26 protein-coding genes are annotated in these 24,326 nt (G+C 33.7%); 6 read left to right on the plus strand and 20 right to left on the minus strand.

From position 1 onward, the window contains the following. Positions 1–725, minus strand: a 725-nt coding sequence (locus WCG23_07100; GenBank protein MEI8389638.1) for a hypothetical protein, incomplete at its 3' end; no start/stop codon positions are given. Between the two features lie 921 nt (positions 726–1,646). Between WCG23_07100 and WCG23_07105 the strand changes: the two genes are divergently transcribed. Continuing rightward, a complete protein-coding gene (locus tag WCG23_07105) occupies positions 1,647–2,255 on the plus strand; it encodes a tetratricopeptide repeat protein (protein ID MEI8389639.1) in 609 nt (202 codons plus the stop codon). Positions 2,256–2,263: 8 nt separating this feature from the next. Here WCG23_07105 and WCG23_07110 read toward each other — a convergent pair whose 3' ends face one another. The 6 genes from WCG23_07110 to WCG23_07135 form a co-directional block, all read right to left on the minus strand. Continuing rightward, positions 2,264–2,653 (minus strand): hypothetical protein, encoded by a 390-nt coding sequence (locus tag WCG23_07110; GenBank protein ID MEI8389640.1) that lies wholly within the window; start codon positions 2,651–2,653, stop codon positions 2,264–2,266. Between the two features lie 94 nt (positions 2,654–2,747). Further along, positions 2,748–3,269, minus strand: coding sequence for a hypothetical protein (locus WCG23_07115; protein ID MEI8389641.1), 522 nt, complete (start codon positions 3,267–3,269; stop codon positions 2,748–2,750). A 144-nt stretch (positions 3,270–3,413) separates the two neighbouring features. Beyond that, complete coding sequence (locus tag WCG23_07120) at positions 3,414–3,677, minus strand: YtxH domain-containing protein (GenBank protein ID MEI8389642.1); 264 nt, start codon at positions 3,675–3,677, stop codon at positions 3,414–3,416. 41 nt (positions 3,678–3,718) lie between these two features. After that, complete coding sequence (locus WCG23_07125; protein MEI8389643.1) at positions 3,719–4,093, minus strand: hypothetical protein; 375 nt, start codon at positions 4,091–4,093, stop codon at positions 3,719–3,721. 83 nt (positions 4,094–4,176) lie between these two features. Further along, entirely contained in the window at positions 4,177–4,497 is a 321-nt protein-coding gene (locus WCG23_07130; protein MEI8389644.1) for a YtxH domain-containing protein, read from the minus strand. 44 nt (positions 4,498–4,541) lie between these two features. Continuing rightward, positions 4,542–4,928, minus strand: a complete 387-nt coding sequence (locus WCG23_07135; protein MEI8389645.1) for a hypothetical protein — start codon at positions 4,926–4,928, stop codon at positions 4,542–4,544. A 233-nt stretch (positions 4,929–5,161) separates the two neighbouring features. Here WCG23_07135 and WCG23_07140 point away from each other — a divergent pair, with 233 nt between their 5' ends. Continuing rightward, positions 5,162–5,464 carry a hypothetical protein gene (locus WCG23_07140; protein MEI8389646.1) on the plus strand — a complete coding sequence of 101 codons (303 nt, stop codon included), beginning with the start codon at positions 5,162–5,164 and terminating at the stop codon, positions 5,462–5,464. Positions 5,465–5,614: 150 nt separating this feature from the next. After that, complete coding sequence (locus tag WCG23_07145) at positions 5,615–7,015, plus strand: Mur ligase family protein (protein ID MEI8389647.1); 1,401 nt, start codon at positions 5,615–5,617, stop codon at positions 7,013–7,015. Here WCG23_07145 and WCG23_07150 read toward each other — a convergent pair. From WCG23_07150 to WCG23_07165, 4 genes are all read right to left on the minus strand, one after another. Then, positions 7,010–7,234 (minus strand): hypothetical protein, encoded by a 225-nt coding sequence (locus WCG23_07150; GenBank protein MEI8389648.1) that lies wholly within the window; start codon positions 7,232–7,234, stop codon positions 7,010–7,012. The genes WCG23_07145 and WCG23_07150 overlap by 6 nt on opposite strands. A gap of 463 nt (positions 7,235–7,697) precedes the next feature. Continuing rightward, positions 7,698–8,999 carry an asparagine--tRNA ligase gene (gene asnS, locus WCG23_07155; GenBank protein ID MEI8389649.1) on the minus strand — a complete coding sequence of 434 codons (1,302 nt, stop codon included), beginning with the start codon at positions 8,997–8,999 and terminating at the stop codon, positions 7,698–7,700. A 459-nt stretch (positions 9,000–9,458) separates the two neighbouring features. Continuing rightward, positions 9,459–10,097: a prepilin-type N-terminal cleavage/methylation domain-containing protein gene (locus WCG23_07160; GenBank protein MEI8389650.1), complete on the minus strand. Its 639-nt coding sequence runs from the start codon at positions 10,095–10,097 to the stop codon at positions 9,459–9,461. Positions 10,098–10,238: 141 nt separating this feature from the next. After that, positions 10,239–10,871: a prepilin-type N-terminal cleavage/methylation domain-containing protein gene (locus WCG23_07165; GenBank protein MEI8389651.1), complete on the minus strand. Its 633-nt coding sequence runs from the start codon at positions 10,869–10,871 to the stop codon at positions 10,239–10,241. 320 nt (positions 10,872–11,191) lie between these two features. Between WCG23_07165 and WCG23_07170 the strand changes: the two genes are divergently transcribed. After that, the gene (locus WCG23_07170) at positions 11,192–13,033 is read left to right on the plus strand and encodes a helix-turn-helix transcriptional regulator (protein MEI8389652.1); all 1,842 of its coding nucleotides are present in this window, start codon (positions 11,192–11,194) and stop codon (positions 13,031–13,033) included. Here the strand turns inward: WCG23_07170 and WCG23_07175 are convergent. The 5 genes from WCG23_07175 to WCG23_07195 form a co-directional block, all read right to left on the minus strand. Next, positions 13,014–13,520: a shikimate kinase gene (locus WCG23_07175; GenBank protein MEI8389653.1), complete on the minus strand. Its 507-nt coding sequence runs from the start codon at positions 13,518–13,520 to the stop codon at positions 13,014–13,016. The genes WCG23_07170 and WCG23_07175 overlap by 20 nt on opposite strands. Before the next feature lie 4 nt (positions 13,521–13,524). After that, complete coding sequence (gene aroC, locus WCG23_07180; protein ID MEI8389654.1) at positions 13,525–14,721, minus strand: chorismate synthase; 1,197 nt, start codon at positions 14,719–14,721, stop codon at positions 13,525–13,527. 15 nt (positions 14,722–14,736) lie between these two features. Then, positions 14,737–15,102 (minus strand): phosphomannose isomerase type II C-terminal cupin domain, encoded by a 366-nt coding sequence (locus tag WCG23_07185; GenBank protein MEI8389655.1) that lies wholly within the window; start codon positions 15,100–15,102, stop codon positions 14,737–14,739. Positions 15,103–15,156: 54 nt separating this feature from the next. After that, positions 15,157–16,299 (minus strand): glycerate kinase, encoded by a 1,143-nt coding sequence (locus tag WCG23_07190; GenBank protein ID MEI8389656.1) that lies wholly within the window; start codon positions 16,297–16,299, stop codon positions 15,157–15,159. 198 nt (positions 16,300–16,497) lie between these two features. Further along, positions 16,498–17,697 (minus strand): phosphoglycerate kinase, encoded by a 1,200-nt coding sequence (locus tag WCG23_07195; GenBank protein MEI8389657.1) that lies wholly within the window; start codon positions 17,695–17,697, stop codon positions 16,498–16,500. Positions 17,698–17,926: 229 nt separating this feature from the next. Between WCG23_07195 and WCG23_07200 the strand changes: the two genes are divergently transcribed. Together WCG23_07200 and WCG23_07205 are read left to right on the plus strand one after the other, a co-directional pair. Further along, a complete protein-coding gene (locus tag WCG23_07200) occupies positions 17,927–18,232 on the plus strand; it encodes a hypothetical protein (GenBank protein ID MEI8389658.1) in 306 nt (101 codons plus the stop codon). Between the two features lie 99 nt (positions 18,233–18,331). Then, entirely contained in the window at positions 18,332–18,628 is a 297-nt protein-coding gene (locus tag WCG23_07205; protein MEI8389659.1) for a hypothetical protein, read from the plus strand. Between the two features lie 181 nt (positions 18,629–18,809). Here the strand turns inward: WCG23_07205 and WCG23_07210 are convergent, their stop codons facing one another. Genes WCG23_07210 through WCG23_07225 form a run of 4 tightly spaced genes read right to left on the minus strand, consistent with a single transcriptional unit; the run spans position 18,810 to position 24,313 of the window. Next, positions 18,810–19,463 carry an HAD family hydrolase gene (locus WCG23_07210; protein ID MEI8389660.1) on the minus strand — a complete coding sequence of 218 codons (654 nt, stop codon included), beginning with the start codon at positions 19,461–19,463 and terminating at the stop codon, positions 18,810–18,812. Then, the gene (gene polA / locus WCG23_07215) at positions 19,463–22,396 is read right to left on the minus strand and encodes a DNA polymerase I (GenBank protein MEI8389661.1); all 2,934 of its coding nucleotides are present in this window, start codon (positions 22,394–22,396) and stop codon (positions 19,463–19,465) included. The genes WCG23_07210 and polA overlap by 1 nt, the downstream gene beginning before the upstream one ends. A 15-nt stretch (positions 22,397–22,411) precedes the next feature. Further along, on the minus strand, positions 22,412–23,308 hold the full coding sequence (metF, locus tag WCG23_07220) for a methylenetetrahydrofolate reductase [NAD(P)H] (protein ID MEI8389662.1): 897 nt from the start codon (positions 23,306–23,308) through the stop codon (positions 22,412–22,414). 42 nt (positions 23,309–23,350) lie between these two features. Next, complete coding sequence (locus WCG23_07225) at positions 23,351–24,313, minus strand: methionyl-tRNA formyltransferase (protein MEI8389663.1); 963 nt, start codon at positions 24,311–24,313, stop codon at positions 23,351–23,353. Between the last annotated feature and the right edge of the window lie 13 nt (positions 24,314–24,326).

The following is a 24,326-nucleotide window of genomic DNA, read 5'->3' on the forward strand; positions in this document are numbered from 1 at the left end:
CCGGTGGAAAAATGACCATTTCCTCCTGCAGTGGAATATCCAGCATTTAGATTTACCCCTTTTTTAGGTGAATATCCTAAACTTAAATTTGCTTCGTCACCTCTCGGGCTGTTTTTAGAGTAATCAACAGAGGCATTCATTCTTTCATCGCCTATTTTTGCTTGGAAGTTTAAGCTATTTTTTGAGCCAGCGCCGTATGTACTACTAATATTTACCCCTATTCCATTTTCGTTCTGATATTCTATTCCTGTTGTATTGGTAATTTGCAAACTGTCATTATCTTTTTTAACGCCAGCATGAATGGACTGGTAAACAGAGAAGGAATCTTTGGTAATTTTTACTTTTGTACTTACTTCGAGTGCTGCGTCATTACCACCATGACCTATTGTTGTTTTCCCCAGTAATGAATTTTCCAAATTTACGTTTTCCGCTAAAGGAATGTTATTTACAGCGTTAATACTTTTTATGTCAGACTGTTTTGTTTCACAAGTATTAATCTGTGGTATTTTTTTTGATTCAGGCAATTCAAGCCGTAAGTAAATTTTTTTGCGTATAGATAATACTGGCTCGTCTAAAGCATTTGCCCCATATTTAAAAGCACCAAATATTGAACTGTTTTCTAAGAGGTCATCTGAATCACTTTGATCAACACATCCGTATTTTCCAACATTTCCGTTAATAAAAGCTGTTTTGTTAAGACCTTGTCCACCAATCTCAAAGCCCATGATTTCTCTCCTCTTTTTACCCGACACCCCTTATGTTTATAAAAACAATAAAGAGACAGAAATTGCCTTTTTAAATAAAAAATCTTAAAAAATTTTTATTCAACACCTTCATGGCCAATAACCCCTAAACTCATGCCCCATGAGAATTATGCATGTTTTTGTATAGTGCTTAATGAATAAATTATTTATTAAGAACTAATTTATTCTAAAAAAGGCAATTTTTTAAAGTCCGATGTTTTTAATTAATTAAAGGGCAATTTGGATTGTTAAAATATAACCCTGAATTTTATTCAAAGTTATAAAGACCTGTTATTATTACCTACTAAAAGCACTTATAGATAAGGGGAAAGATGCATTCTGATTTAAAAATCGACAATAAGTTTATTACTCCTGTGAGTTATCGAATTCAAAAGGCAAGGGAAGAAATACCCCATCTAGACTTGTTTAAGTCAAAATTGTTACTCTCCTCAAGAGAAAAATCTTGTTCAGAAAGACGGCTGGATACCTTGGGATAAAAAATTTTGATTAATTAGAGGCAATAATGTGTAATTAGTATTAAGCGAAGCTAATTTGTTTTAAATAAAAAAACTTAAAAAAGTTTTACTCAACACCTTCATGATCAATAACCTCAAAAGTCATGCTCCATGAGAATTATGCATGTTTTTGTATAGTGCTTAATATAGCTATATTACAAAGCGTTAAGTTGAATTTAAAAAAGTTTTTTCATGCATGAAATCTGATTTTAAGCATGATGACAGGTTTAAAACCAAAACGGCAAGCATGATTAAGAAATAGCTTATCTCCGAATTAAAGTAATTGCCTACTTTATCATGAGTCAATTTTTTTATGAATCGTTTTGATATAAAAAGATTTTTAGTATTATTATATTAAGTCGTTTCGGAGGTTGGGGAAATTAGTTAAATGATGAATTTATTAAGTAATAATAATGATGTAAAACTAAGACCTGTAAAAAAAATTTTTAATATAGAAGCAGAAAAATTGGTTCGTGAAGCAAGTGATAATTTTATTTATTTCAGAGATTACGAAAAAACCATTGAACAACTAACCAGAGTGCTTGAAATTGAACCTAATCATGTTAAAGCCTTGATTTTAAAAGGAAACATTTTTTTCTGTATAGATAAAGATAATGAAGCTCTTGAATGTTTTGAAAAAGCGCTGAGTCTTGATCCTTTTTCTGCTGAAGCACATGGCTCAAAAGCAAATACCCTTGATGTTTTAGGCAAAGTAAAAGAAGCTTTTGCCTGTTGTGAAAAAGCTTTTAAGAACATTACCGCAAAAGATAAAGATTTGCTTCCTTCTTTATATGACCAAAAAATAGCGTTGTTAATCAAATTAAAAAAATATGAAGACGCAAAACAGACATTAAAACAGTGTTATAGATATTTAAAAACCGAAGATTCTTTCAAAATTGCTTCATGCTACAGAGATATCATTGATACTCTTTTAAAAGAACAAAGATACAGAAAAAAAATTGCTACAGAAAGATTTAAAATTATTCACAGCATTTAGGTGGCTCTTTAGTAAAACTTTGAATTATTATTTTGCATGGCTGTCAGCTTGCTGATGACATTTAATAATAAGTTTTTAGAATTATTAGCAGAAGTTGTTGTGGTTGTTTCTGTTGTTGAAGCTAGGAATCCTTTACTTACAAGATAAGCTTTTACTTCAGCTGAAGTTAATTTTCCGTCATGGTCGGAGTCTGCCGCATCAAAATCCTGAATCATATTTTCAATACCGGCAGGTTTGGTCAGTCCCATCGATATTAACTGTGTATTAAAGGCAGAAAGCTGCTCTTTAGACATACTTGTACTTGTAGACCCAAAATAAGTACTATCTACGTAAGTATTAGAAGTTGCAGCCGGATAAGTCCCGGACGATATTTTAAATATTTTTTCGAAAAAATTCATTTATCGTTCCCTTTGCAGGTTAAATATTCTTTCTTTAGCATCATTATAATAATAATTCTGATAAAATCATCATTTGAATATATTAAGATGATTTTCAGGAAAGATAATCTGCAATGCTTAAAGTTTTTCCGCTGGTTTCACTGTTTGATAATCCATAACTTTGTTTTAACTTATCCAGATATGAGGAAGAAGAGTCTAAAAGAGTAGAACTGTCAGATGAATTTCCGCCAAATAACCCTGAATTAAGAAGGCTGGATTGTTGAGAGGATGTTGAAGTGTTTGAATTGTTCAAATAACTTAGCAAACTTGAGTTTATCGAGTTGTTTACAGAGGTTGAAGACAAGCCTAGACTGCTTAACATTCCTGCGGGTGTACTTTTATAAGTGGTAAATTCTTTATAGCTCACTCCGTCACCGTTTTTGTCTATTTTGTCGTAGGAATCAATTATCCCCATAAGGTCAGAAGAAGGATCCTGTCCTTGAGTTATTTCGCCGGATAAGATATTGCCCAAATCTTTTTTCGTAATGTTAATCTTTCCGTCTTTAAAATCCTGTATTTTTTGTTGATTAACAGTATTAGTATCTTGCGCAGATACCCCCTGAAGTGATATTGTCATTGTTTTCTCTTCCCCGATTTTTTGAACATATGCTATTAAAATTATAAATTATCTATTATTAACTTCATCGTTTGTTTAAACTATAAAGACTAAAGCCTCCATAATTAAAATGGAGGCTTTAGTCTTTATAATAATTTTAATTTCTTATGCTTCACCGCGTTGCTGTTTGATTAAGTCCTGTACTTTGTTAAACAGTTCATCGCCTTTTTGCTGAATATTATCCATTACATGATTTGCTTTTGTTTGAAGGTCTTTGATAGAATCTTCAGAAGTTTTACAAACTTCTTCTGTTTTGTCGAGAAGCAGTTCTCTGGTCTCTTCACCGGAATGCGGCGCAAGAAGAAGTCCCAGAACCCCGCCAAAAGCAGCTCCGAATACAAAACCGCCCAGAAATTTTCCTAAACTCATAATTTAATCTCCTTTTGAAAACTATAAAACTTTAAAAAAAATTATTTTTTGCGGCTTAATAATAAGTAAAAACCTGAAAGAAGGTTTTTGCCGATGTATTTGCCGACTTCTTTTGCCTGGCTGCCTATAATAGCGCTCGCCCCTAAAAAAGCTTTAGCTCCTTTCTTGATTCCGATATTCATATTATTTAATTGACTGCTTACATTTAAAGAAAGCTGATTAATGCTAACCAGTGTGGTTTTTATCTCTTTTATTGTCGGCTCAAGCTCTTCTTGTGTGGCTTTAACAAAATTCTGTAAAGAGTTTACCAATCCTGAAAGATCGATAAGAAGTTTTATCAGAAATACACCAGTTATAATAATTAAAACTACTGATGTATAAATTAAAAACTCCAGCGGTTGATGTAAATTTTCCAATTTGTTTCTCCTTTGCGATGAAGGAGCGTTAATAGCGGAAATGATTAATTTTCGTATTTATAAGCTCATTCTTTCTCTGATGTCTATAAGTATTTATAAGCAGATTCCAGTTCTTCTCTTTTTTTGGCGGCAGCCATTCTGCCCGCTTTTATTGAATCAATAACTTTGTTGAACTGGGATTCAATTGTATATTGAAGCCTTACAATCGCATCCGAATTTATTTTATTGGTATAAATTATTTTAGGGGTTTTTTCCGTAATGATTTTTTTAGCAGCAACTGTTAAATCTTTTCTCATTTCTGCACCTGACTTTGGAGAGAATAAAATTGCTGCAACAACTCCGGCCAGAACGCCTACGAGTGTTCCTATTCCGAAAGATAGTGCATTTTCTGATTTTCCTGACATTTGTGTCCTCCAATTATATAATCTATAAACACGTATTTAAATAATTATCTTATAGTTTTAAATAAAAATAAGGGTTTTAATAATTTATTAATATTTAAAGCTTTTAAAATTGTCGACAAGATAAAAAATTTTTTGCCAAATTTTAAGGTTTTAACTCTAAATAAAATAATTTCCGTAAAAATTTGCCCGATTATAAAACCCAGTTTTTGAGGAGAAATAGGTTCAATATAAAGATGTTCGGACAATTCGGCATTGAAGCTTATTAAATCAGTTCTTATATCTCTTATAATCAGAGGCAAGCACAAATGTAATTCGTCAACTTCCTGCTGAAGCAGTTTTACCATTATATTTGCTCTGATAATAAGGTAAATAATAAGAACGAATGTTAATAACTCTATCATTCCAAAGATAATAATGTGATTTTGTATCATAATTTCAACTTATTTTATTTTGATTCAAATTTTGTAGTAAATAGTCTAACATATTTTACGTTTTCACTTTATAAAAACGAACTTTATTTATTATAGTATTTTTTTCGTTCTTTAATTGTAACAAATTGTTAAAAAACAAACAAATTTGTATCAACTTTTTTGTTCACGAGATTTATATAAGTATGGAAAATAATTTAATTTAAAAAATAAAAACGAAAGGAAAAATTATGTTAATGTCAGTAAGATCTTTGCAACCCAAATTAGCGTTTAAAGCGATTGAGTATGATAGACCTCATCCTCCAACTAATGAATATAATCAAAAAGAAGCAAAACTCAATAACGATGATGAGTATAAAAGAATTATGGGTGATAATGGTCATAGTTGTGATGTTGCAACATTTCAAAATAAGAAGGACACTGCTAAAATAGATTTAGCATTTAGTAGACCGGGAAATCCTAATAATGGAAGGGACGAAAAAACTTTATTTGAATTATTGCAAATTAATGGATTAAACCCAAGAATAGTTAAGGATTAAAATTATTAAAAAAAGTTTAATTCTTCTTTAAAACTGTCATTCTTTTTCTGGATGGCAGTTTTTGTACGTATGATTCAGCAGAATATTTTATTAACTAAAATAAAAAAGCTTTATAAAGATATATCCATTTATTTCACATATAATATATTTATGAAGAAAAAATTATCTTATTTTATATCAATACCCTTTACAAAACTGCTTGTACAACTCATAAAATTATCAGGAGGCGGAGCAGGAACGAATTTACCTGGCAAGATAGCAAGGAGACTTTCTCCTGATATACTTTCTTATCTTGTTAAACAAACAAAAAAAGAGATTCTTGTTGTAACGGGAACAAACGGAAAAACTACAACATCAGGTTTTATAGCGGGAATACTTAAAGCGGACGGGAGAAAAGCCGTACATAACAAAAGAGGGGCGAATATGCTTACCGGCATCACAACAGCTGTTGTGAGCAAGAGCAGTTGTTTTGCCGAATTAAATCCCGATAATTGTCTTTTAGAGATTGATGAAGCTTATCTTGTTAAAGCTGTTGATGAATTTACACCTGATGTTATACTTGTTACCAATTTATTCAGAGACCAGCTTGATAGATACGGTGAATTGAATACTACCGCGAAAAAAATTGATCAAGCAATAGAAAAAACTTTTGCTTCTGTGGAAAAATTGACTAATTCCCCAAAAACAAAACTTCCGAAGTTACTCTTAAATGCCGATGATCCTATAGTTTCATCTTTAGGCGAAGATTTTTCGGAAAGCCGTATTTTTTACGGGTTTGAAGATATAAAATTTGTTAATCAGGACGAAGCTATAAATTCTCCGCAGGAAACTACAAATTGCAAATGCGGTAATAGATATAATTATGAAAAAATTTTTTACGGGCATCTGGGGCATTTTTATTGTACATGCGGAAATAAAAGACCGATACCGCAAGTGTCTGCAAAAGCCATAATTGACGTAAACAGCTCAAAAATAATAATAAACTCGCAATATCATGAAGAATTCAGTATTAATATAAGAATGCCGGGTCTTTATAATGCTTATAACGCTCTTTCTGCCATAACTATGGCTCTTAATATCGGAATAAGTGCCGAAAATATCAGGCAGGGAATTGAAAATTATTCGACAATTTTTGGCAGAGCGGAAACACTTTGCATGAAAGGCAAGAAAGTACTTATTCAGCTTATTAAAAACCCGATAGGAGCAACAGAAGTCTTAAGAACAGTAAAAGATGATGTTAACGGCAGACTTTTAATTATCATAAATGATAATTATGCTGACGGGAGAGATGTTTCATGGCTTTGGGATGCAAATTTCGAGCTTCTTTCAACTTACAATAAAACTGTAATCGTCAGCGGAGTAAGAGCTTCTGATATGGCGGTAAGATTAAAGTATGCGGGAATCAAGTCAGAAAATATAATTATAATTGAAGACATAAATAAAGCTCTGGAAAAATCCCTTTTTGATGTAAAAAAAGAAGAAAAACTTTATGTTTTGCCAACTTATACGGCTTTATTAAGTCTTCAAAAAATTCAGAGAAATTTTTTATAAAGCTCGATTAGTAAATTGAGCTTTTTTTACTTTATTAATTTTTTTATTTTCTGATTCATTCTTTTTCGGAGAAATATTTATAAATCCCAAGCAGACAACAAAAATCAAAGAATTAAAAGCTGAGTGAATTTGTTGCATGGAACTAATAGAATGAAACTCCTTCAGAGCAGTTAATCCTGATACTATAGCTATTATTCCTAAAATAATTTTTATAAGCATAAAACCTTCTCCTTATAACAATTTCATTTGTTTTGGGCTGACTTGTTCATAATCATAGCATCCAATCTCATTATATACAGCTGAATTTCTAGCAACATTTATCAACTTTGCTTTACCTGAGGGACACTTATCAAAATAAATACAATTACCGCAAATGATCCATTCTCTTTTAGCCATTTGAACCCTCTTAATGTTACGACATGTTAACCGTAATATCTATAAAATATATAGAAAATAGCAATTTTTTCAATACCGGTGTTTTTATATATGTACAAGGATAAAACACACACAACACACTATCTACAAAACATTATATTTATTAAACAACGAGGCGCTACTAGATAATTAGAGAATGAGGTCAATGCCGGGGATAGTCTTTATTCCGGTTTTCACACTCGATTTTCATCGGAGGATTTAAGGCAGTTTTATAAACTGTCTTTTTTTTGCAATTTTTTATAAAATTTTAAGGTTTAATTCTATCCATAAGTCTTGCAAAAGGAATAGTTTCACGTACGTGATGTAGTCCGCAAAGCCAGCTTACTGTTCTTTCAATTCCCAATCCAAATCCTGAATGCGGAACGCTTCCATATTTTCTTAAGTCCAAATACCAGTCAAAAGCTTCTTCAGGAAGGTTATGTTCTTTTATTTTTCCGAGAAGAACATCAAGATCCTCTTCTCTTTGTCCGCCGCCTATAATTTCTCCGTAGCCTTCAGGAGCAATCATATCAACACAAAGAGCAAGTTTAGCGTTTTCGGGATCTTGTTTCATGTAAAAAGCTTTACATTCGGCAGGGTATCTGTGAATAAGAATTGGGCGGTCGAATTTTTCGGAAATAACCGTTTCTTCATCGCCGCCGAAATCATCGCCCCATTCAACTTCTTTGCCTGCATCTTTAAGAATTTGAATAGCTTCGTCATAGGTGATTCTGGGGAAAGGTTTTTTAATATTTTCCAGTTTTGACACGTCTCTTTCAAGAATTTCAAGTTCTTTTCTTCTGTTTGTTACAACCTGCTGAACAACGTATTCAACAAAATCTTCAGCTAAATCCATATCCATTTGCAGGTCAAAATAAGCCATTTCAGGTTCAACCATCCAGAATTCCGTTAAATGTCTTCTTGTTTTTGATTTTTCTGCCCTGAAAGTCGGACCAAAACAGTAAACTTTTCCGAAAGCCATTGCTGCTGCTTCCATATAAAGCTGACCGCTTTGTGTTAAATATGCTTTTTCATCAAAATAATTCACTTCAAACAGGTTTGTGGTTCCTTCGCAGGCAGCAGGCGTAAAGATAGGTGCGTCTACAAGTAAAAACCCGTTATTATTAAAATAATTTCTTACAGCGTTTATAATTTCATTTCTTATTTTCATTATTGCATGTTGTCTTGGGGAGCGCAGCCAGAGGTGTCTGTTTTCCATAAGAAAAGCAACACCGTGTTCTTTAGGGGTTATCGGGTAGTCATGAGATTCTCCTACGACTTTTATGTCTTTAACCCCGATTTCAAAGCCTATGGCTGATCTTTTGTCTTCTTTAACGGTTCCGTAAACTTCGATAGAGGTTTCTTGTGAAATTTTGTCCCCAATTTCGAAAGTTTCAGGAGAAACATCTCCTTTAAATATGACCGCCTGAATAATTCCGCTGCCATCTCTTATCTGGAGAAAATGCAGTTTGCCGCTGGATCTTTTGCCGTAAAGCCAGCCTTTTAAGCAGACATCTTGACCTTCATAATTTGCTATTTCAGAAATATAAACATGTTTTAATTCAGACATAATGTTTTAATACCTTTTCATTTTAAATTATTAGCCGATAACCAAGAACACTACATTATTATATTAAATAGTAATACTAAATTGCAATCTATCAAGTAAAAACATAAAGATATCATTCTGAGGCAAAGCCGAAGAATCTGTCTAATTAACTCGAATTACTGGTTAGCGAAAATAAGCATGAATATAGGTATTGTCATTCTGAGCGACCAACGGGAGCGTGAGAATCTATCCAATTAATAGCCAAAACAGATTGCCACGTCAACTCTTTGGCTGCCCCCTCCTTTTTTGATAATTAATCAAAAAAGCGGGTACCCTTCGCAATGACAGGTTGATTAATTTCCGTAACAATTCGAGTTAATTAAGCTTATAGACTTGATTCTCAAATGGACGGATGCTTCGTTTCACTTAGCAAGACAAAAAGAAAATACGCTACTATAGAAAACCATATTTATGCTAAATCTATGTTGTACCGCCTGTAATAGCGTTTAGAGAAGCATTTCCCGGGGTAATGGTTACGGGGTAAGGAATACCAGGAGAAGTAATATCAACTCCATTAATATCTTTAACGAAATTAGCGGGAAGAGTTATGGCTGTATCTAACCCGCCTGCCGGAACTACGCCATTTGCCGAGACACCAAGTACATATATATCTTTAAAAATAGTCCCGGTAGATCCAAAATTAGGACCTTTATCTCCGTTTACATCAATAACAGCATAACATTGTGTAGCCGCTGCTGTAAAAGGAGTAACACTTGTTATTAAAGCGCAACCGTTGGCTCCTACAAAGGTTATTTTTGTACCGTCCGCTAAATATATTGTGTCACCCGCCGTATTGATTTTTAATGTATTTAAAGAATCTTTAAGAAGGGTTACCAGCGCAACACCTGTCTCTCCTGCAGTTGGAATAGTTGCTCCATCTATCGAAGTTGTCATTAATGCTTGATTTAGAACGCTGGTAGTCTTTTTTATATCTACCTTGTATTTGTCTTTATTTGTATCTTGAATAAGTGTCGGAATAGTTATGGCAGCTACTACGCCGATTATTGCCAGAGTTACAAGAACTTCTGCAAGAGTGAAACCTTTTTTTGAATCGGGCATGATGCTCCCTTTGCGTACTATACTATTTTGAAAATTAATTTAATATAAAAATTATACATCATCTTATAAAAAAGAGTAAGAAATTTTCATATTTCTTACTCTTTTTTTATTTTGATTCAGAAAATCAGATTTATGCTAAATCTATGTTGTACCGCCTGTAACAACGTTTATAGAAGCATTTCCAGGGACAGGGTTATCTGTATACGGAATACCAGGAGCGGCAATAGTTGCTCCATTAACATCTTTCATGAAATTAGCAGGAAGGGCGAAAGCAGAATCTAATCCTCCTACAGGAACTATACCGTTTGCCGAGACACCAAGTACGTATACATCGTTAAAAGTAGTACCTGTAGCGCCCTTATTAGGACCTTTATCTCCGTTTACATCAACAACAGCATAACATTGGGTAGCCGCCTTCGTAAATGGAGCTGAGTTGGTTATTAAAGCGCAACCATTGGCTCCTACGAATGTTATTTTTGTACCGTCAGATAGCCATATTGTATCAGAATTGATAGTTAATATGTTTAAAGAATCTTTAAGAAGAGTTACCAGCGCAGCGCCTGTCTCACCTGCAGTTGGAATAGTTGTTCCATCAACGGAAACTGACATCAATGCCTGATTTAGTGTTCCAATAGTCTTTTTTAGACCGACTTTGTATTTGTCATTGTTGGTACTTTGAATAAGTGTCGGAATAGTTAAAGCAGCTACTACACCGATAATTGCCAGCGTTACAAGAACCTCTGCAAGTGTGAAACCTTTTTTTGAACTGTGCATGATTTTCCCTTTCGATTAATATTATACTTCTTACAAATGGATTATAATTTTAGTATCAAATATACATAAATTATAAAGTTAAATAAAATTAATTAATATACTGTTTTTAAATTATTTTTTTAACTTCAACATTTCTGATTTAAATTATATGACATTAATTAAAATATGGCTAGTTCTTATTTTATTTAATTTTAAAAAAATTTGTAGAAAAACTTTAACTGATATTTTATAATAAATATTGATATAGATATAACATGTTTTTTGTTATTGCTAAGGGTAGTTATTTGTTATAAAAAATTTTAATATAGAGGCTGGAGTGAATGGACAGTTACATTTTGAAAAGCGGAAGTGAAAAAATTGAAAGTGATGATGTTTCAATTTTAACGAGCATTCTTTCTGATAATGATTCTAAAATAATAAGTTTTCCGATTGAAGAATATTTAAAGACTTTTAAAGAGGAACCTGATGGTTTTGAAATAACTAATATTATTGCTCAAGCGTTGGGCTGTTTTTGTTTTTGCGTGGCGGCATCTGAATTTTTAAAGGATATTAAAATAAAGCCATCTTTTGAGCATCCTGAATGTGATTTTACTTATATATTAAGTGATTTTGAAAAAAACCATCTTAACGTTACTTCTTTAGTCAGGAAAAATAAATTTTTAGCTTCCAAAAATTATGCTGTAAATTTTGAAAAGGGAAATGTAATTTCCGGTAAAGCGTTTATAAATTATAATTTATTAAATGAAAGCAGTATTAAATTAAAAATAAAGATAGATTTTGAAAATTTAAAAACTTCTGAGTTAAAAGACATGAATATTTTATTTGAGTTAATTTGGTCTAAACTCCAGCCTCAAATAAATAAAGCCCAAAGACCTTGTATGCAAAAGACTATAAATTGTATTCCCGATTATTTAAAATTCGCTACAGCGCCGTTTATGCAAGAATTGCGAAGGTTGATGACTTCACAGAATGATAAAATTTTTATCGGAGAAAACGACGTTATTGCTAAAAAAGTTACAAATACAGGCTGTTATGTTTTTAAAAAAGCACAGCTTTCCGAGAATGATTTTTTAGCACAGAATGGCAAAGCTAGTTCTTCGGAAGCTACTTCTGCTTTTTCTACCCATTCTTTGCAACCAGACAACGAAATAAATAAAGAAATAGATCATCAAATTATAAGCCAACTTTCAAAAATGAATGATTTAACTGTCGATGTATTAAACGGAATAGTGCATATTCTTATGGAAAAATCTAAAAAGACAGATGGAGAAGTCTTTTTGAGTATTGATGATTTGTTATTTATACGCGGCAAAAAAGCCAGCAAAAATCAAAAAGGTTTGAGAGGCGGTTATAAGGATTCTCAGCGTAAAGAAATTTTAGAGCATCTGGAAATACTCGCTAATTTAAAAATTAATATTTCAAATACTTATATTCCAGTAATTGATAATAATGGAAAAAGAAATTATGAGGTTTTTAGCGGAGAAAGCCCGCTAATTTACATAAAAAAAGCTGAAAACAAAGATTATTATTTTTATGTAAAAGCAGGAGAAGTTTTAGCTTTAACCCTCAGTGGAGCGGCTGCAAAAACAGGCTTAATCCATAAAAAAGTATCCGAGTATGATTATTACAGAAATTTTTGGGAAAAAAGAATCGGAAACTATCTGGCATGGATTTGGCGGAGCAGACAAAATAATGCGGATTTTCTTGTTCCTTTAACGGTTGGAACTTTGTTAAGTCAAATTAGGGACGAAAAAGAAAATAAACGACCTCAATCTATTAGAAATAGGCTCGAAAAAGCTCTTTATAATCTTGAAAATGACCTTGTTATAAAAAGTTGGCAGTATAAAGAAATTGATGAAGATGTTTTAACGGGTAAAAATTGGTTTGAAAGCTGGCTAAAGCACAAATTGATTATAGAACCGCCTATTGAAATACTTGAAGAATACGCTAAAATAAAAAAAATTAAAAATAACAATGCAAATAAAATCGATTTTTCAGAAATTATCGCAATAATAAAAGAAAAAAATCTAAGCCAGATGAGAGTTGCCGAAGAAACAGGCATAAAACATGATGCATTGGCAGGCATTTTAACAGGAAAAATGCTTCCGAATCCTTCTGAAAAAAGAAAACTACAGACATGGATTATGAAACAAAAAGGTTGATTATTTCGTTTGCTGTTTCTTCAGGCGTTTTTTCGCAGGTATTTATTTTGAAATCGGCTTGATTGTAAAAGATTTTTCTTCTTTCTTGTATTATTTTAAGTGTTTCGACAGGGTTTTCTGTATTTATAAGAGGACGTTCGTTGTCATCTTTTATTCTCTTAAAAAGCTCATCTGCCGGCGCATAAAGATGAAACAAGATTCCGTTTTTCTTTAGATTATGTATGTTTTCCTCTATTAAGACAGCTCCACCGCCGGTTGAAACAACAATATTTTCTTGTGAAGAAACTTCTTCTATAGCTTCTGACTCAAGCTTTCTGAAAAAAGCTTCTCCGTTTTCGGCAAAAATAAGTTTTATGGATTTTTGGGCTTTTTGGATAATTAATTCGTCCGTATCTGCGAATTTCATGTTTAATTTCTCGGCAAGTTTTCTTCCGATAGTGGTTTTCCCTGAACCCATAAGTCCTATTAAAACAATATTTTTTGGCATAATTTTATCTTGATTGGCATAATTTTTTGTAATTTTCAAAATTCGATTTTATTTCAGTAAGGCTGTCTCCGCCGAATTTTTCGAAAAATGCATTAATTAAAGTAATTGCTAACATTGCTTCGCCGACAACGCTTGCAGCAGGAACAGCGCAAACATCTGATCTTTCATAATGAGCAGAGTGTTCTTGTCCGTTTTCAAGGTCTATTGACCTTAAAGGTTTTTTTAGAGTCGGTATAGGTTTCATTGAGGCCTTTACGATAATGGGCATTCCGTTTGACATTCCGCCTTCTATTCCGCCTGCGTTGTTTGTTTCTCTTTGATAGTTGCTCGAATCTTTTTTTGGAAAAATTTCATCGTGCATTTCAGAACCGAATATTTTACCCGAATCTTCGCCAATACCGATACTGACAGATTTTATAGCCGGAATACTCATAACTGCCTGAGCGATTTGTCCGTCAAGCCTTCTATCCCAATGAACAAAGCTTCCAAGACCTATCGGAACATTTAATGCAATTATTTCAAATATTCCGCCGAGAGAATCTCCTTCTGCTGCTGCTTTATCAATTGTTTTACGCATTGCTTCGGAGGTTTCTTCATCAGCACATCTTACATCAGAGTTTTCAGCTTTTTCTTTCAATGCAGAAAATTCTTGTGGCAAATCTTTTTCGTTAACTTTAGCCGTGCCTATTTGAGTTATATGGCTAAAAAGTTCTATTTCAAACTCGCTTAAAATTATTTTGGCTAAAGCTCCTACAGCTGTTCTAATGGCTGTTTCCCTTGCACTTGAGCGTTCAAGGATATTTCTTACGTCTTTATGGTTGTATTTTAGAGCTCCTGATAAATCTGCATGCCCCGGTCTTACATGTGTGATTGCTTTTTGGGAGATAATTTCTTTTATTTCAGGATTTTCTTTGTCAACAGGTTCTGCGGACATCGCAATATTCCAGTTTTCCCAGTCTTTGTTTTCTATAACAAGAGTAATAGGTGCACCGGTTGTATAACCATGCCGGATGCCGGAATTTATAATTACTCTGTCTTTTTCTATTTTCATGCGACCGCCGCGACCATAACCCTGTTGGCGTCTCGCAAGCTGTTTATTTATATCTTCAGGATTAATCTTTATTCCTGAGGGAACTCCTTCAATAATTGCGGTAAGACACTTCCCATGGGATTCTCCCGCTGTTAAAAACCTGAATGTCATTTTTGATTTCCTAATTTAAGAATTTGTTCTGCCGTAAATATCGTCAAATCTGACAATATCATCTTCTTCAAGATAATCTCCGTTTTGAATTTCAATTATGCTTAAGGGTGTAGAGCTGGGATTTTCCAGTCTGTGTTTCGCTTCTTTCGGTATATCAATGCTTTCGCCCGGTTTTAGAGAAATTATTTCTTCCCCTTTTGTGATTTTGGCTTCTCCTGAAAGTACTACCCAATGTTCGCTGCGTTGATGATGCAGTTGAAGGCTTAATTTTGAACCGGGATCAACTTCTATTATTTTAATTTTGTATCCTGCTGCTTCGTGAAGAACTGTATAGCTTCCCCATGGCCTGCAAACCTTTTCATGATTAGAATTTTTATCCATCAAGATAATTCCTTTTTTGTAGTCCCCAATATTTTAAATATAATATCATATTATTTATTTAATATCTTTTGATTTTATATGCTTTATTACTTGTATTGCAGTTTTTTCGAGGAAATAAGATGCATTTTTTATAGACTCCTCTTGAGAAATTGATTTTCCTGTCATCTGAAAAACCGCCGTAATACCTGAATTTTCCAAATTTAAATCGTTTTGCGCTGAGCCAGTAATTATAATAGCCGGAATATTATTTTTTTTAGCTAACATGGCAACCTGAAATGGTGCTTTCCCTTGTAATGTCTGGGAGTCAAGCCTTCCCTCTGTTGTTATTACCACATCGCTGGCTTTAATTTTTTCTTCAAGATCTGAAAGAGTTGCTATAAATTTGAAGCCGTCTGTTAATTCAGCGTTTAAAAAGGATTTCATTGCAAAACTAATACCGCCTGCCGCGCCAGCTCCAGGGAAATTTCTATAATCATGACCTATAGTTTTTGATGTAATATCAGCAAAAACAGACAAAATATCATCTAAAAGTTTCACATGTTGATTGTTTGCCCCTTTTTGCGGAGCATAAATAAAGCTAGCACCGTTTTTTCCACAAAGAGGATTTTTTACATCACAGGCGACTAAAATTTTTATATCTTTTAATTTAGGATTCAACCCTGATATATCTATAGATTTAAGATTTATTAACCCCTCTGCGCCTTGAGATATGGGGTTATTTTTTTTATCGAGAAGTTTTATTCCAAGTGCCTGAAGAATCCCTGCACCGCCGTCGTTGGTGGAGCTTCCTCCGATTGTTATTATGATTTTTTTGCAATCGCTTTCGGCAGCTTGATTTATGAGTTCTCCTACACCGAAAGTTGTCGTTTTGAGTGGATTATATTCTTGTTGCTTTAACAGACTTAATCCACAGGCTTGAGCTGCTTCTATAACTGCAGTTTTTTCTTCATTGTGATTTATTATAAGCCATTTTGCAGAAATATTTCTGCCTAAAGGATCGCTAACAAAAGAAATTTTTTCTTCAAAATCTGTATAGAGCTTTATTGCATCAAGTGTGCCGTCCCCTCCGTCAGCGATTGGGATTTTTTTAATTATTATTTCTTTATCTACGCTTAAAGCAGCTTTTTCTATAATATTTGCAGCTTCTACAGCGGATAATGAGCCTTTAAGGTAATTTGTTGCAAGAAGTATTTTCATGGATTAAAATTTTTTGGTTTAAAAGGAGTTAGATAAAACTGTCATCCTGAGCGAAGCGAAGGATCTGTCAATTTAGGAATCAAGGCTATTAATTGTTTGTTGGACAGATTCTTCGGGCTAAATCCCTCAGAATGACAATTTTAAATAATTAGATTGCAATGTCATTGCGTTGCACTTTCCGGCAAGTGCAGTGAGTATTTATTTGTCGTCTAAAGCTGCAACACCGGGAAGAACTTTACCTTCTATAAATTCAAGGCTTGCTCCACCGCCTGTGCTTATATGTGAATAATTTTCAGGGGCAATATGGAATTTTTCTATTGCAGCAACTGTATCTCCACCGCCAAGCACGCTTTTTGCGCCAAGTTTTGTTGCTTCCGCAACAGCTTCTGCAATTGCTTTTGTTCCTGCTGAGAATTTGTCTATTTCAAAAACTCCTACAGGTCCGTTCCAAAGAATTGTTTTAGCCTTAAGAATTACTTCTTTTGCATTAGCTACGGCTTTAGCTCCGGCATCAACGCCTTCCCATCCGTCAGGAATTTCTTTTGCGGAAACAACTTGTGTGTTTGCAGTTTCAGAAAAAGCGTCAGAAACTAATACATCTTCTGAAATAAGAAGTTTAACTCCTTTTTCTTCTGCTTTTTTCATTAAATTTCTTGCTATATCAAGTTTATCTTCTTCGCAGATAGAATTTCCTACGCTAAAGCCTTGAGCTTTCATAAAGGTGTAGGTCATTCCGCCGCCAACTATAAGTGTATCAACTTTGTCGATAAGGTTGTCCAGAACACCGATTTTTGTGGAAACTTTGCTTCCGCCTACTATTGCCACAAAAGGTCTTTGAGGGTTTTGAAGCAGTCCTCCGAGGGCAGAAAGTTCTTTTTCCATTAATAAACCTGAAACAGCAGGTTTCACAAATTCTGCGACTCCTGCGGTCGAAGCATGCGCTCTATGAGCTGCGCCAAAAGCATCGTTTACATAAATATCAGCAAGCTCAGCAAGCTTTTTTGCAAACTCAGGATCATTTTTTTCTTCTTCTTTATAAAATCTTATATTTTCAAGAAGTGCGACTTCACCGTCTTTTAATTCAGCAAGTTTTGCTTTAACTTCATCGCCTATACAGTCATCAAGTTTCATCACAGGTGCGCCAAGAAGTTCTGAGAGCCTTTTTGCGATAGGAGTCAGTCTCATATCTTCTTTGAATTCGCCTTTTGGTCTGCCAAAGTGAGCAACAACAATAACTTTAGCGCCTTTTTCTTTTAAATAATTAATTGTGGGTAATGCCGCACGAATACGTGTATCATCGGTAATGTTTTTGTTTTCGTCGATAGGAACGTTAAGATCCTCTCTTACAAGTACTCTTTTGCCTTTTAAATCGGCAAGATCTTTGATTGATTTTTTCATAACAAACTGCCCTTTTATCTTGATTATCACTCCTGGTTGATATGCGTTTTTATTTTTCTTTTATGCAAAATAACGTTATCAAGGCTATTGTAAGCAATCCAAGCAGAAATTCAAGTAGGTAGATATGTAGAGTTTTTAAAATCTTAAAGGTTTCTACCTGAAAAATTTAATACATGTCATGATTTTGCAAAACACGGATTTTTATAAAAAAAATACAGAAGGAGTAAAAATGAAAAGAAATATGAAATCATCTTTAGTTTTTTTGTTTACGGCTTTAATTCTTGCTTCAAACATTGTTCCGTCTTTTGCAAAAGCAAAAAATGAGGCTTTAGCCGATAAAATTACGCCAAAAACCGTTATTGCAGGAGCTTTATCTCTTCTTGTATGGCCGGGAATAGGTCAGGCTATAAATGAAAATAAAGGTGAAAAAATTTTAACACATGCAGCGCTTGGTCTTCTTCCTCCTTATCGTTTTTGGTCTTGTTATGATGCTGTTGTTGACAGAAAAGACGGCTACTGGCATGGTCGGATTTAATAAATAGTTTTTTCCTATACTTATTTTTATATAATCAGGTACTTTAAATTTTTTTTATTTAAGGTAGAATAAAATATGTAAAAATTAAAGAAAGTTAAAATGATGTCAGCAATAAATTCATTTATCAGTATGTATTCAGCTATGAATAGAATAAATGCAGGAAACAACTTGTTTTCCGGTTTTAATGCTATGAATCAGAATGTTGCTGCTGTTTCTCAACAGGCAATGGCTTTTGGATCTCAAGGGATTCCGATGCAGTCACTTGCTGCGGCTCAGCAAACAGAAAAGAATTTGATGATGAATAATCTCCAAAACAGTCTTATGTATAAAATTGGCTTAGCGCAAGAAGATGCTCAAGAAGCAAAAGAAAAGAAAAAATTGGATTATATGGCATAATAAATTTTATAAAATTATTTAAAAAGCGATTCTTAATAAAGAATCGCTTTTTTATGTTTAATTGCGGGGAACTTTTTAAAATTAAATTTGTCTTTTATATAAGACAACTCCTTAACACTCAAACTCCCCTTACTCCAGATTTTATAAATAATTTGGAGTTTTTTATTTTAATATTTATTTTTTATTTATTCTCGGTAATTTGTTCAAGCCAATGTTTAAAATCACTTATTTTTGAAAATATTTTATAAGGATTTTCTTTTTCCAGAAGTTCTGTATCTGTAGTTGAAGCCCAGGTTACAGCTATCGGTAGAACGCCGGCTTTTTGGGAACAGGTAATATCAGAAGGCTGATCGCCTATATAAGCTGCCTGATTCGGGAGAATTTGCCAGTGGTTGAGGATTTTTGTGATGCATTTGTCTTTAATTACGCCTTCGGCAGAGCCTGTTTCCACGTATTCAAAATAATTTTTAATTTTGAAATAATCAAGAGTAATATCAGCCGAAGGTTTTCCTTTTCCTGTAACCAGTGCTATTTTATAGTTATTTTCTTTGAGAAAATCCAGTATTTCTCTTGTTCCATCGAAAATATCAGGATAAAGGTGATGATTTTCACTATAAATTCTTATATATGCATCAAAACATTCTTGCCATCTGTCAGGAGCGATACTTTTTGCTATACCTTCTTCTGTCTGACCAAAATACTTAGTAATTGTACTTTTAGGATGATTTATTCCTGTAACTTCTTCAAATGCAAGTTGAAATGACTTTATACAGAGTGGCAACGTATCTGCCAGAGTCCCGTCAATATCAAAAATTATGCCCTTTATTTTATTCATTAATCTTTAGCTTCCATCCATGTAGATCCGTAAGTTATATCAATAACAAGCGGTACTATTAAAGGCTGATCAAGTTCCATACATTCTTTAACGAGGGCTGTTATCTCATTAATCTCATCTTTATGGACTTCCAGCACAAGTTCATCATGAACCTGAAGGATTATTTTTGACTTATAGTTAGAATTTTTAAGTTTTTCATAAAGTTTTATCATAGCTATCTTGATTAAATCAGCAGCAGTTCCCTGTAAAGGCGCATTAATTGCTGCTCGTTCTGCAAATTCCCGTATAGTCTTAATTCTACTGTGTAAATCATCTCTGAGATAACGTTTTCTTCCGTAAAGAGTTTCTACATAACCCAAAGAATGTGCTTTATGTATTGTATCATCCATATATTGCTTAATTTTGGGATAAGTTTCAAAATATTTTGTAATTATATCTTTGGCTTCACCAGGCGTAATTCCAAGAGATTCGGAAAGTCCGTAGCTTGTTTGGCCATAAATTATACCGAAATTTACTGCTTTAGCTCTTCTTCTCATCTCTTTTGTTACGTCTTCAAGTGCTACACCAAAAACTTTGCTTGCGGTTTCGGCATGTATGTCTTCATTATTCTTGAAAGCCTCTACCAGAATTTTATCTTCTGTCGCATGCGCAAGTAATCTCAGCTCTATTTGTGAATAATCAGCTGCAAATATAACGTAATTTTCTTTGTCCTGAGGAACAAAAGCTGCTCTTATCCTGTTTCCTATTTCAGAGCGGATGGGAATGTTCTGTAAGTTAGGATTACTGCTTGATAATCTTCCTGTTGTAGTTATTGTCTGGTTAAAACTCGTGTGTATTCTTCCTGTTTTTGTGTTTATAAGCAGAGGAAGAGCATCCACGTAAGTTGATTTTAGTTTCGCATAGTGTCTTTGTTCCAGCAATAAATCAACTATGGGGTGAACATGCGCCAGAGATTCAAGAATTTTGGCGTTTGTGCTGTAGCCGGTCTGGGTTTTTGCCACACCTTTTATGGGAAGTTTTAATTTTTCAAAAAGGATTTCTCCTACTTGTTTCGGAGAATTAACATTAAATTTTTCCCCTGCAAACTCATAGATTTTTTCTTCAAGGTTGTAAATCTTAGTTTGAAGCTCGTTTGAGAGACTTTTTAAGTATTTTGTGTCAATGCTGACACCGTTTCTCTCAATTTCAGCAAGTACTGGAACAAGCGGCTCTTCTATTTCATAAAAAAGTTTTTCCTGATCCGGTTCAAAGTGTTCTGCGTAATATTCCCCAAGTTCAAGAGTCGACTTTGCATCACCGCAGGCATAATCTGAAACTTTTTCAATTGAAACCTGATCCATTGTAATAGCTGTTTTGCCTTTTCCAATAAGTTCTTCAATTTCGGTCATCTCGTATCCAAGGTGTCCAAATGCCTGCTGCTTTAATCCATGCTTAAAAGTAGGGTTTTTAACATAGCTTGCAATCATTGTATCCATAATAATCCCGTCTAAATATATGTCATAGTTTTTCAGGACGTTTATTTCGTACTTTGCATTCTGGATAATCTTGAATATTTGCGAATTTTCAAGAATTGGTTTTAATTTTTCGATGACATAATCTGTCTTAAGCTGATTTCCTTCTTGATGTCCCACAGGAATATAAACGGTTTTTGTTTCTTCATTAATTGATTTATCAACTGATACTTTGTTGTTTTTGGCTGTAATCTTGGAGTTCCAGCCAAAAGACATTCCCACAAGCTTTGCATTAAATACATCAAGCGAAGTTGTTTCTGTGTCAAAAGAAAATATAGCTGCTTTTTCAATGGTTTGAACAAATTTTTCGAATTTTTCTTCCGTATTGATTATTGCAGTGTCAACTTTAAACGTTTTTTGCGATTCTTCTTTTAAAAACTGTGTTAACCCCAGATTAAGCTGCATTTGGCCTTGTTGAGGCGGATTAATAATTTGAACAGGTTCTTTTTTAGGATTTTCTTCAGGTTGTTCAATTTTTGTTTCAGCAAGCTTTTGATTTTTGTCGCTATTTAGGCTTTTATATCCTGCTTCGCTGTTAAAATGGGATAAAATTTCAGGAAGCTGCTTGATAAGGCTGTGAAACTGCATTTTTTTTAAGAAAGCACTGAGATTTTCAACATCAGGCAAAGTTACATGTGTATGTTCAAAATCAAAGTCAATAGGAACTTCTCTGCAAATTGTAGCCAGATATCTGCTTTTGAACGCCATTTCCTTGTCATTTTCAAGCTTTTGTTTAACGCTTTTCGATTGAATTTCATTAAGGTGCTGATAGACATTTTCAAGAGAACCGAATTGCTCGAGCAGTTTTACTGTTGTTTTTTCGCCTATCCCCTTAACCCCTGGGATATTGTCTGATGAATCTCCGCTTAAACCTTTGTAGTCAGCAATTTGTTCCGGCCATACACCGAGTTTTTCGTGAACTTTATTTCTGTCAAATTCTATAAGTTCCCCTTTTGAAGGAATCAAAACAGAAACAGAAGCTTCAGAACTTATAAGCTGGAAGGAGTCTTGATCTCCGGTAAGTATAAGCGTTTTGTGCCCTAATTCACTTGCTTTTTTTGTTATAGTTCCGATAACATCGTCTGCTTCATATCCTGCTATTTGATAAATAGGTATATCAAGTGCTTTAACGCCTTCTATAATTAAGCCGAGTTGCGTTCTTAAAGAATCAGGCATGCTTTGTCTGTTGGCTTTGTACTCGGGATATTCTTTTAATCGAAAAGTCTCTCTGCCTTTATCAAAAGAAACTGCTATTGCGTCAGGTTGAACATTTCTAAGCAGGTCAAAAATGGATTTAAGAAAACCATAGACAGCCCATGTCGGTGTATTATCAGTTGTTTGCATTCTTGTTCTCTCAAGAGCAAAGAAACACCTGTAAGCAAGTGCATGTCCGTCTATTAAAATTAATGTTTTTGATTTCATCTTTGAATAGCCTGATTACCTAATTTTTTGTTCTATTTTGAGATTTTCAAGGACTGATTTTACTGCAAAAGCCTTGTTTAAAGGATAAAAATGAATTCCGTGAACACCGCTTTTCAAAAGTTCATTACACTGATTAACAGCAAATTCAATGCCTGTTTGTTTTATTATTTCATTATTGTCTTTATTTTCAGCAAGTTTCTTTGCAAGCTTGGCAGGAAGTTTGCACCCGCTAAGTGTTGTAATTCTTTCAATTTGAGCATACGAAGTTATAGGAAGAATCCCCGGTATTATCGGGATGTTTATTCCTTGTTTTTGAGCTTTTTCCAGAAATTCAAAATAACAGTTATTATCATAAAATACCTGTGTTATTGCAGCATCTGATCCGTTATCAATTTTTCTTTTAAGATTTATTATGTCTTGATCAATAGAACCGCATTCCTGATGACATTCAGGGTAGGCAGCAACAGCAATATTTAGACTGGTATTTGATTTTATAAATTCCACAAGTTCGTTTGCATAACCAAAGCCATCTTCAGGTTTAACAAATTTTGTTTCTCCTTTAGGAGGATCTCCTCTTAAAGCAAGTATATTTTCAATTTCAGCAGATTCAATTTTTTTCAAATACTCAAGAATAGTGCTTTTTGAAGAACCTACGCACGTAAAATGAGGAATAGGCTGAATTTTTAGATTATTTTTAATCTTTGTGACAATATCAAGAGTTGTTTCTCTTGTGCTTCCCCCTGCACCGTAGGTTACAGAAATGAAAGCAGGGTTAAATGCCGATAAAATACCCAATTCATCAAAAAGATCGTTTATTTTTTGGTTTAATTCGTAATCATTTTGAGCTTTTGGCGGAAAAATCTCAAAAGATATTACAGGTTCGTTTGAATTATAAATTTCTTTCAGTTTCATTTTTATCTCTTTTTATCTTTATTTACACATCATAAGTTAAATTCATACCTCTTGTAAATAATCACCAATTTGAATTTTTTTATTTATATAATGATTTGACCATAATTTGCTCAAAAATCCGTAAGTTTCAACGGCTTCTGCCAAAATAGCTTTATTTGTGTCGGACGTTGAGATTAATAAGCCTTTATCGGTTTTATCAAGAATTTTGCCGGGAGTGGTGGTATTAGTATTTAAGTTAATAATTTTTGTCGACAGTATAAATAAAAAAGTATCTTTATGAAGCGTATAGCTTTTCATCCAGGGGAGAAGCGCTCTTATGTCGTTGTGGATTTCCATTGCGGGTTTTTTCCAGTTGATTTTTGCATCGTTGGGGCTTAGTCTTGGAAAATAGCTTGCCTTTGATTCATCCTGTTTTTTAGGAATCAACTCGGCATTTTCCAGCTTGTCCAAGAACTCTGAAATACTGTTTTTGGCTGTAAAAGCACATTTGTTTCTTAAACTTCCGCCTGTGTCTTCATCGGAAATATTTACATCTTTCTGAAATAAAATTTCGCCGGTGTCAATGCCTTCGTTTAAAAGATGAAAAGTTATCCCTGCCTTAGTTTCACCGTTTTTTACAGCAGAAGTATAAGGGTTGCTGCCTCTGTGAGTAGGAAGCAGTGAAGGATGACAGTTAATACATGCGATTTTCGGAAGATTTATGACTTCTTTTTTGATTATTTCGCCCCATGAGCCTACTAAAATCACATCAGGAGCAAGTTTTTTAATTTTTTTAATAAATTTTGTGCTGTTTGCCTTATGTGCTTTTATTTCATGGATATTTTTCGCTCTTATTATTGAAGTTAAAGCATCAGGGACGAAGAGATCTCTTAAAAAAGCAACAGGTTTGTTAGGACGTTCACATTCCCACCTGAGAACTCCGACAATTTTATGTCTTGACTCTATCAATCCTATTAAAAGCGATTGTGCAAGCTCACCGTAGCCTATTAGAACAACTTTAAGCATATATTAATAAGAA

The organism is bacterium, assembly GCA_037147175.1.
GTDB lineage: Bacteria > Cyanobacteriota > Vampirovibrionia > Gastranaerophilales > UBA9971 > UBA9971.

Coding starts and splice junctions, on each gene's coding strand:
- WCG23_07105 (MEI8389639.1), top strand. CDS start 1,647: ATGATGAATTTATTAAGTAATAATAATGATGTAAAACTAAGACCTGTA.
- WCG23_07110 (MEI8389640.1), bottom strand. CDS start 2,653: ATGAATTTTTTCGAAAAAATATTTAAAATATCGTCCGGGACTTATCCG.
- WCG23_07115 (MEI8389641.1), bottom strand. CDS start 3,269: ATGACAATATCACTTCAGGGGGTATCTGCGCAAGATACTAATACTGTT.
- WCG23_07120 (MEI8389642.1), bottom strand. CDS start 3,677: ATGAGTTTAGGAAAATTTCTGGGCGGTTTTGTATTCGGAGCTGCTTTT.
- WCG23_07130 (MEI8389644.1), bottom strand. CDS start 4,497: ATGTCAGGAAAATCAGAAAATGCACTATCTTTCGGAATAGGAACACTC.
- WCG23_07135 (MEI8389645.1), bottom strand. CDS start 4,928: ATGATACAAAATCACATTATTATCTTTGGAATGATAGAGTTATTAACA.
- WCG23_07140 (MEI8389646.1), top strand. CDS start 5,162: ATGTCAGTAAGATCTTTGCAACCCAAATTAGCGTTTAAAGCGATTGAG.
- WCG23_07145 (MEI8389647.1), top strand. CDS start 5,615: ATGAAGAAAAAATTATCTTATTTTATATCAATACCCTTTACAAAACTG.
- WCG23_07150 (MEI8389648.1), bottom strand. CDS start 7,234: ATGCTTATAAAAATTATTTTAGGAATAATAGCTATAGTATCAGGATTA.
- asnS (MEI8389649.1), bottom strand. CDS start 8,999: ATGTCTGAATTAAAACATGTTTATATTTCTGAAATAGCAAATTATGAA.
- WCG23_07160 (MEI8389650.1), bottom strand. CDS start 10,097: ATGCCCGATTCAAAAAAAGGTTTCACTCTTGCAGAAGTTCTTGTAACT.
- WCG23_07165 (MEI8389651.1), bottom strand. CDS start 10,871: ATGCACAGTTCAAAAAAAGGTTTCACACTTGCAGAGGTTCTTGTAACG.
- WCG23_07170 (MEI8389652.1), top strand. CDS start 11,192: ATGGACAGTTACATTTTGAAAAGCGGAAGTGAAAAAATTGAAAGTGAT.
- WCG23_07175 (MEI8389653.1), bottom strand. CDS start 13,520: ATGCCAAAAAATATTGTTTTAATAGGACTTATGGGTTCAGGGAAAACC.
- aroC (MEI8389654.1), bottom strand. CDS start 14,721: ATGACATTCAGGTTTTTAACAGCGGGAGAATCCCATGGGAAGTGTCTT.
- WCG23_07185 (MEI8389655.1), bottom strand. CDS start 15,102: ATGGATAAAAATTCTAATCATGAAAAGGTTTGCAGGCCATGGGGAAGC.
- WCG23_07190 (MEI8389656.1), bottom strand. CDS start 16,299: ATGAAAATACTTCTTGCAACAAATTACCTTAAAGGCTCATTATCCGCT.
- WCG23_07195 (MEI8389657.1), bottom strand. CDS start 17,697: ATGAAAAAATCAATCAAAGATCTTGCCGATTTAAAAGGCAAAAGAGTA.
- WCG23_07200 (MEI8389658.1), top strand. CDS start 17,927: ATGAAAAGAAATATGAAATCATCTTTAGTTTTTTTGTTTACGGCTTTA.
- WCG23_07205 (MEI8389659.1), top strand. CDS start 18,332: ATGATGTCAGCAATAAATTCATTTATCAGTATGTATTCAGCTATGAAT.
- WCG23_07210 (MEI8389660.1), bottom strand. CDS start 19,463: ATGAATAAAATAAAGGGCATAATTTTTGATATTGACGGGACTCTGGCA.
- polA (MEI8389661.1), bottom strand. CDS start 22,396: ATGAAATCAAAAACATTAATTTTAATAGACGGACATGCACTTGCTTAC.
- metF (MEI8389662.1), bottom strand. CDS start 23,308: ATGAAACTGAAAGAAATTTATAATTCAAACGAACCTGTAATATCTTTT.
- WCG23_07225 (MEI8389663.1), bottom strand. CDS start 24,313: ATGCTTAAAGTTGTTCTAATAGGCTACGGTGAGCTTGCACAATCGCTT.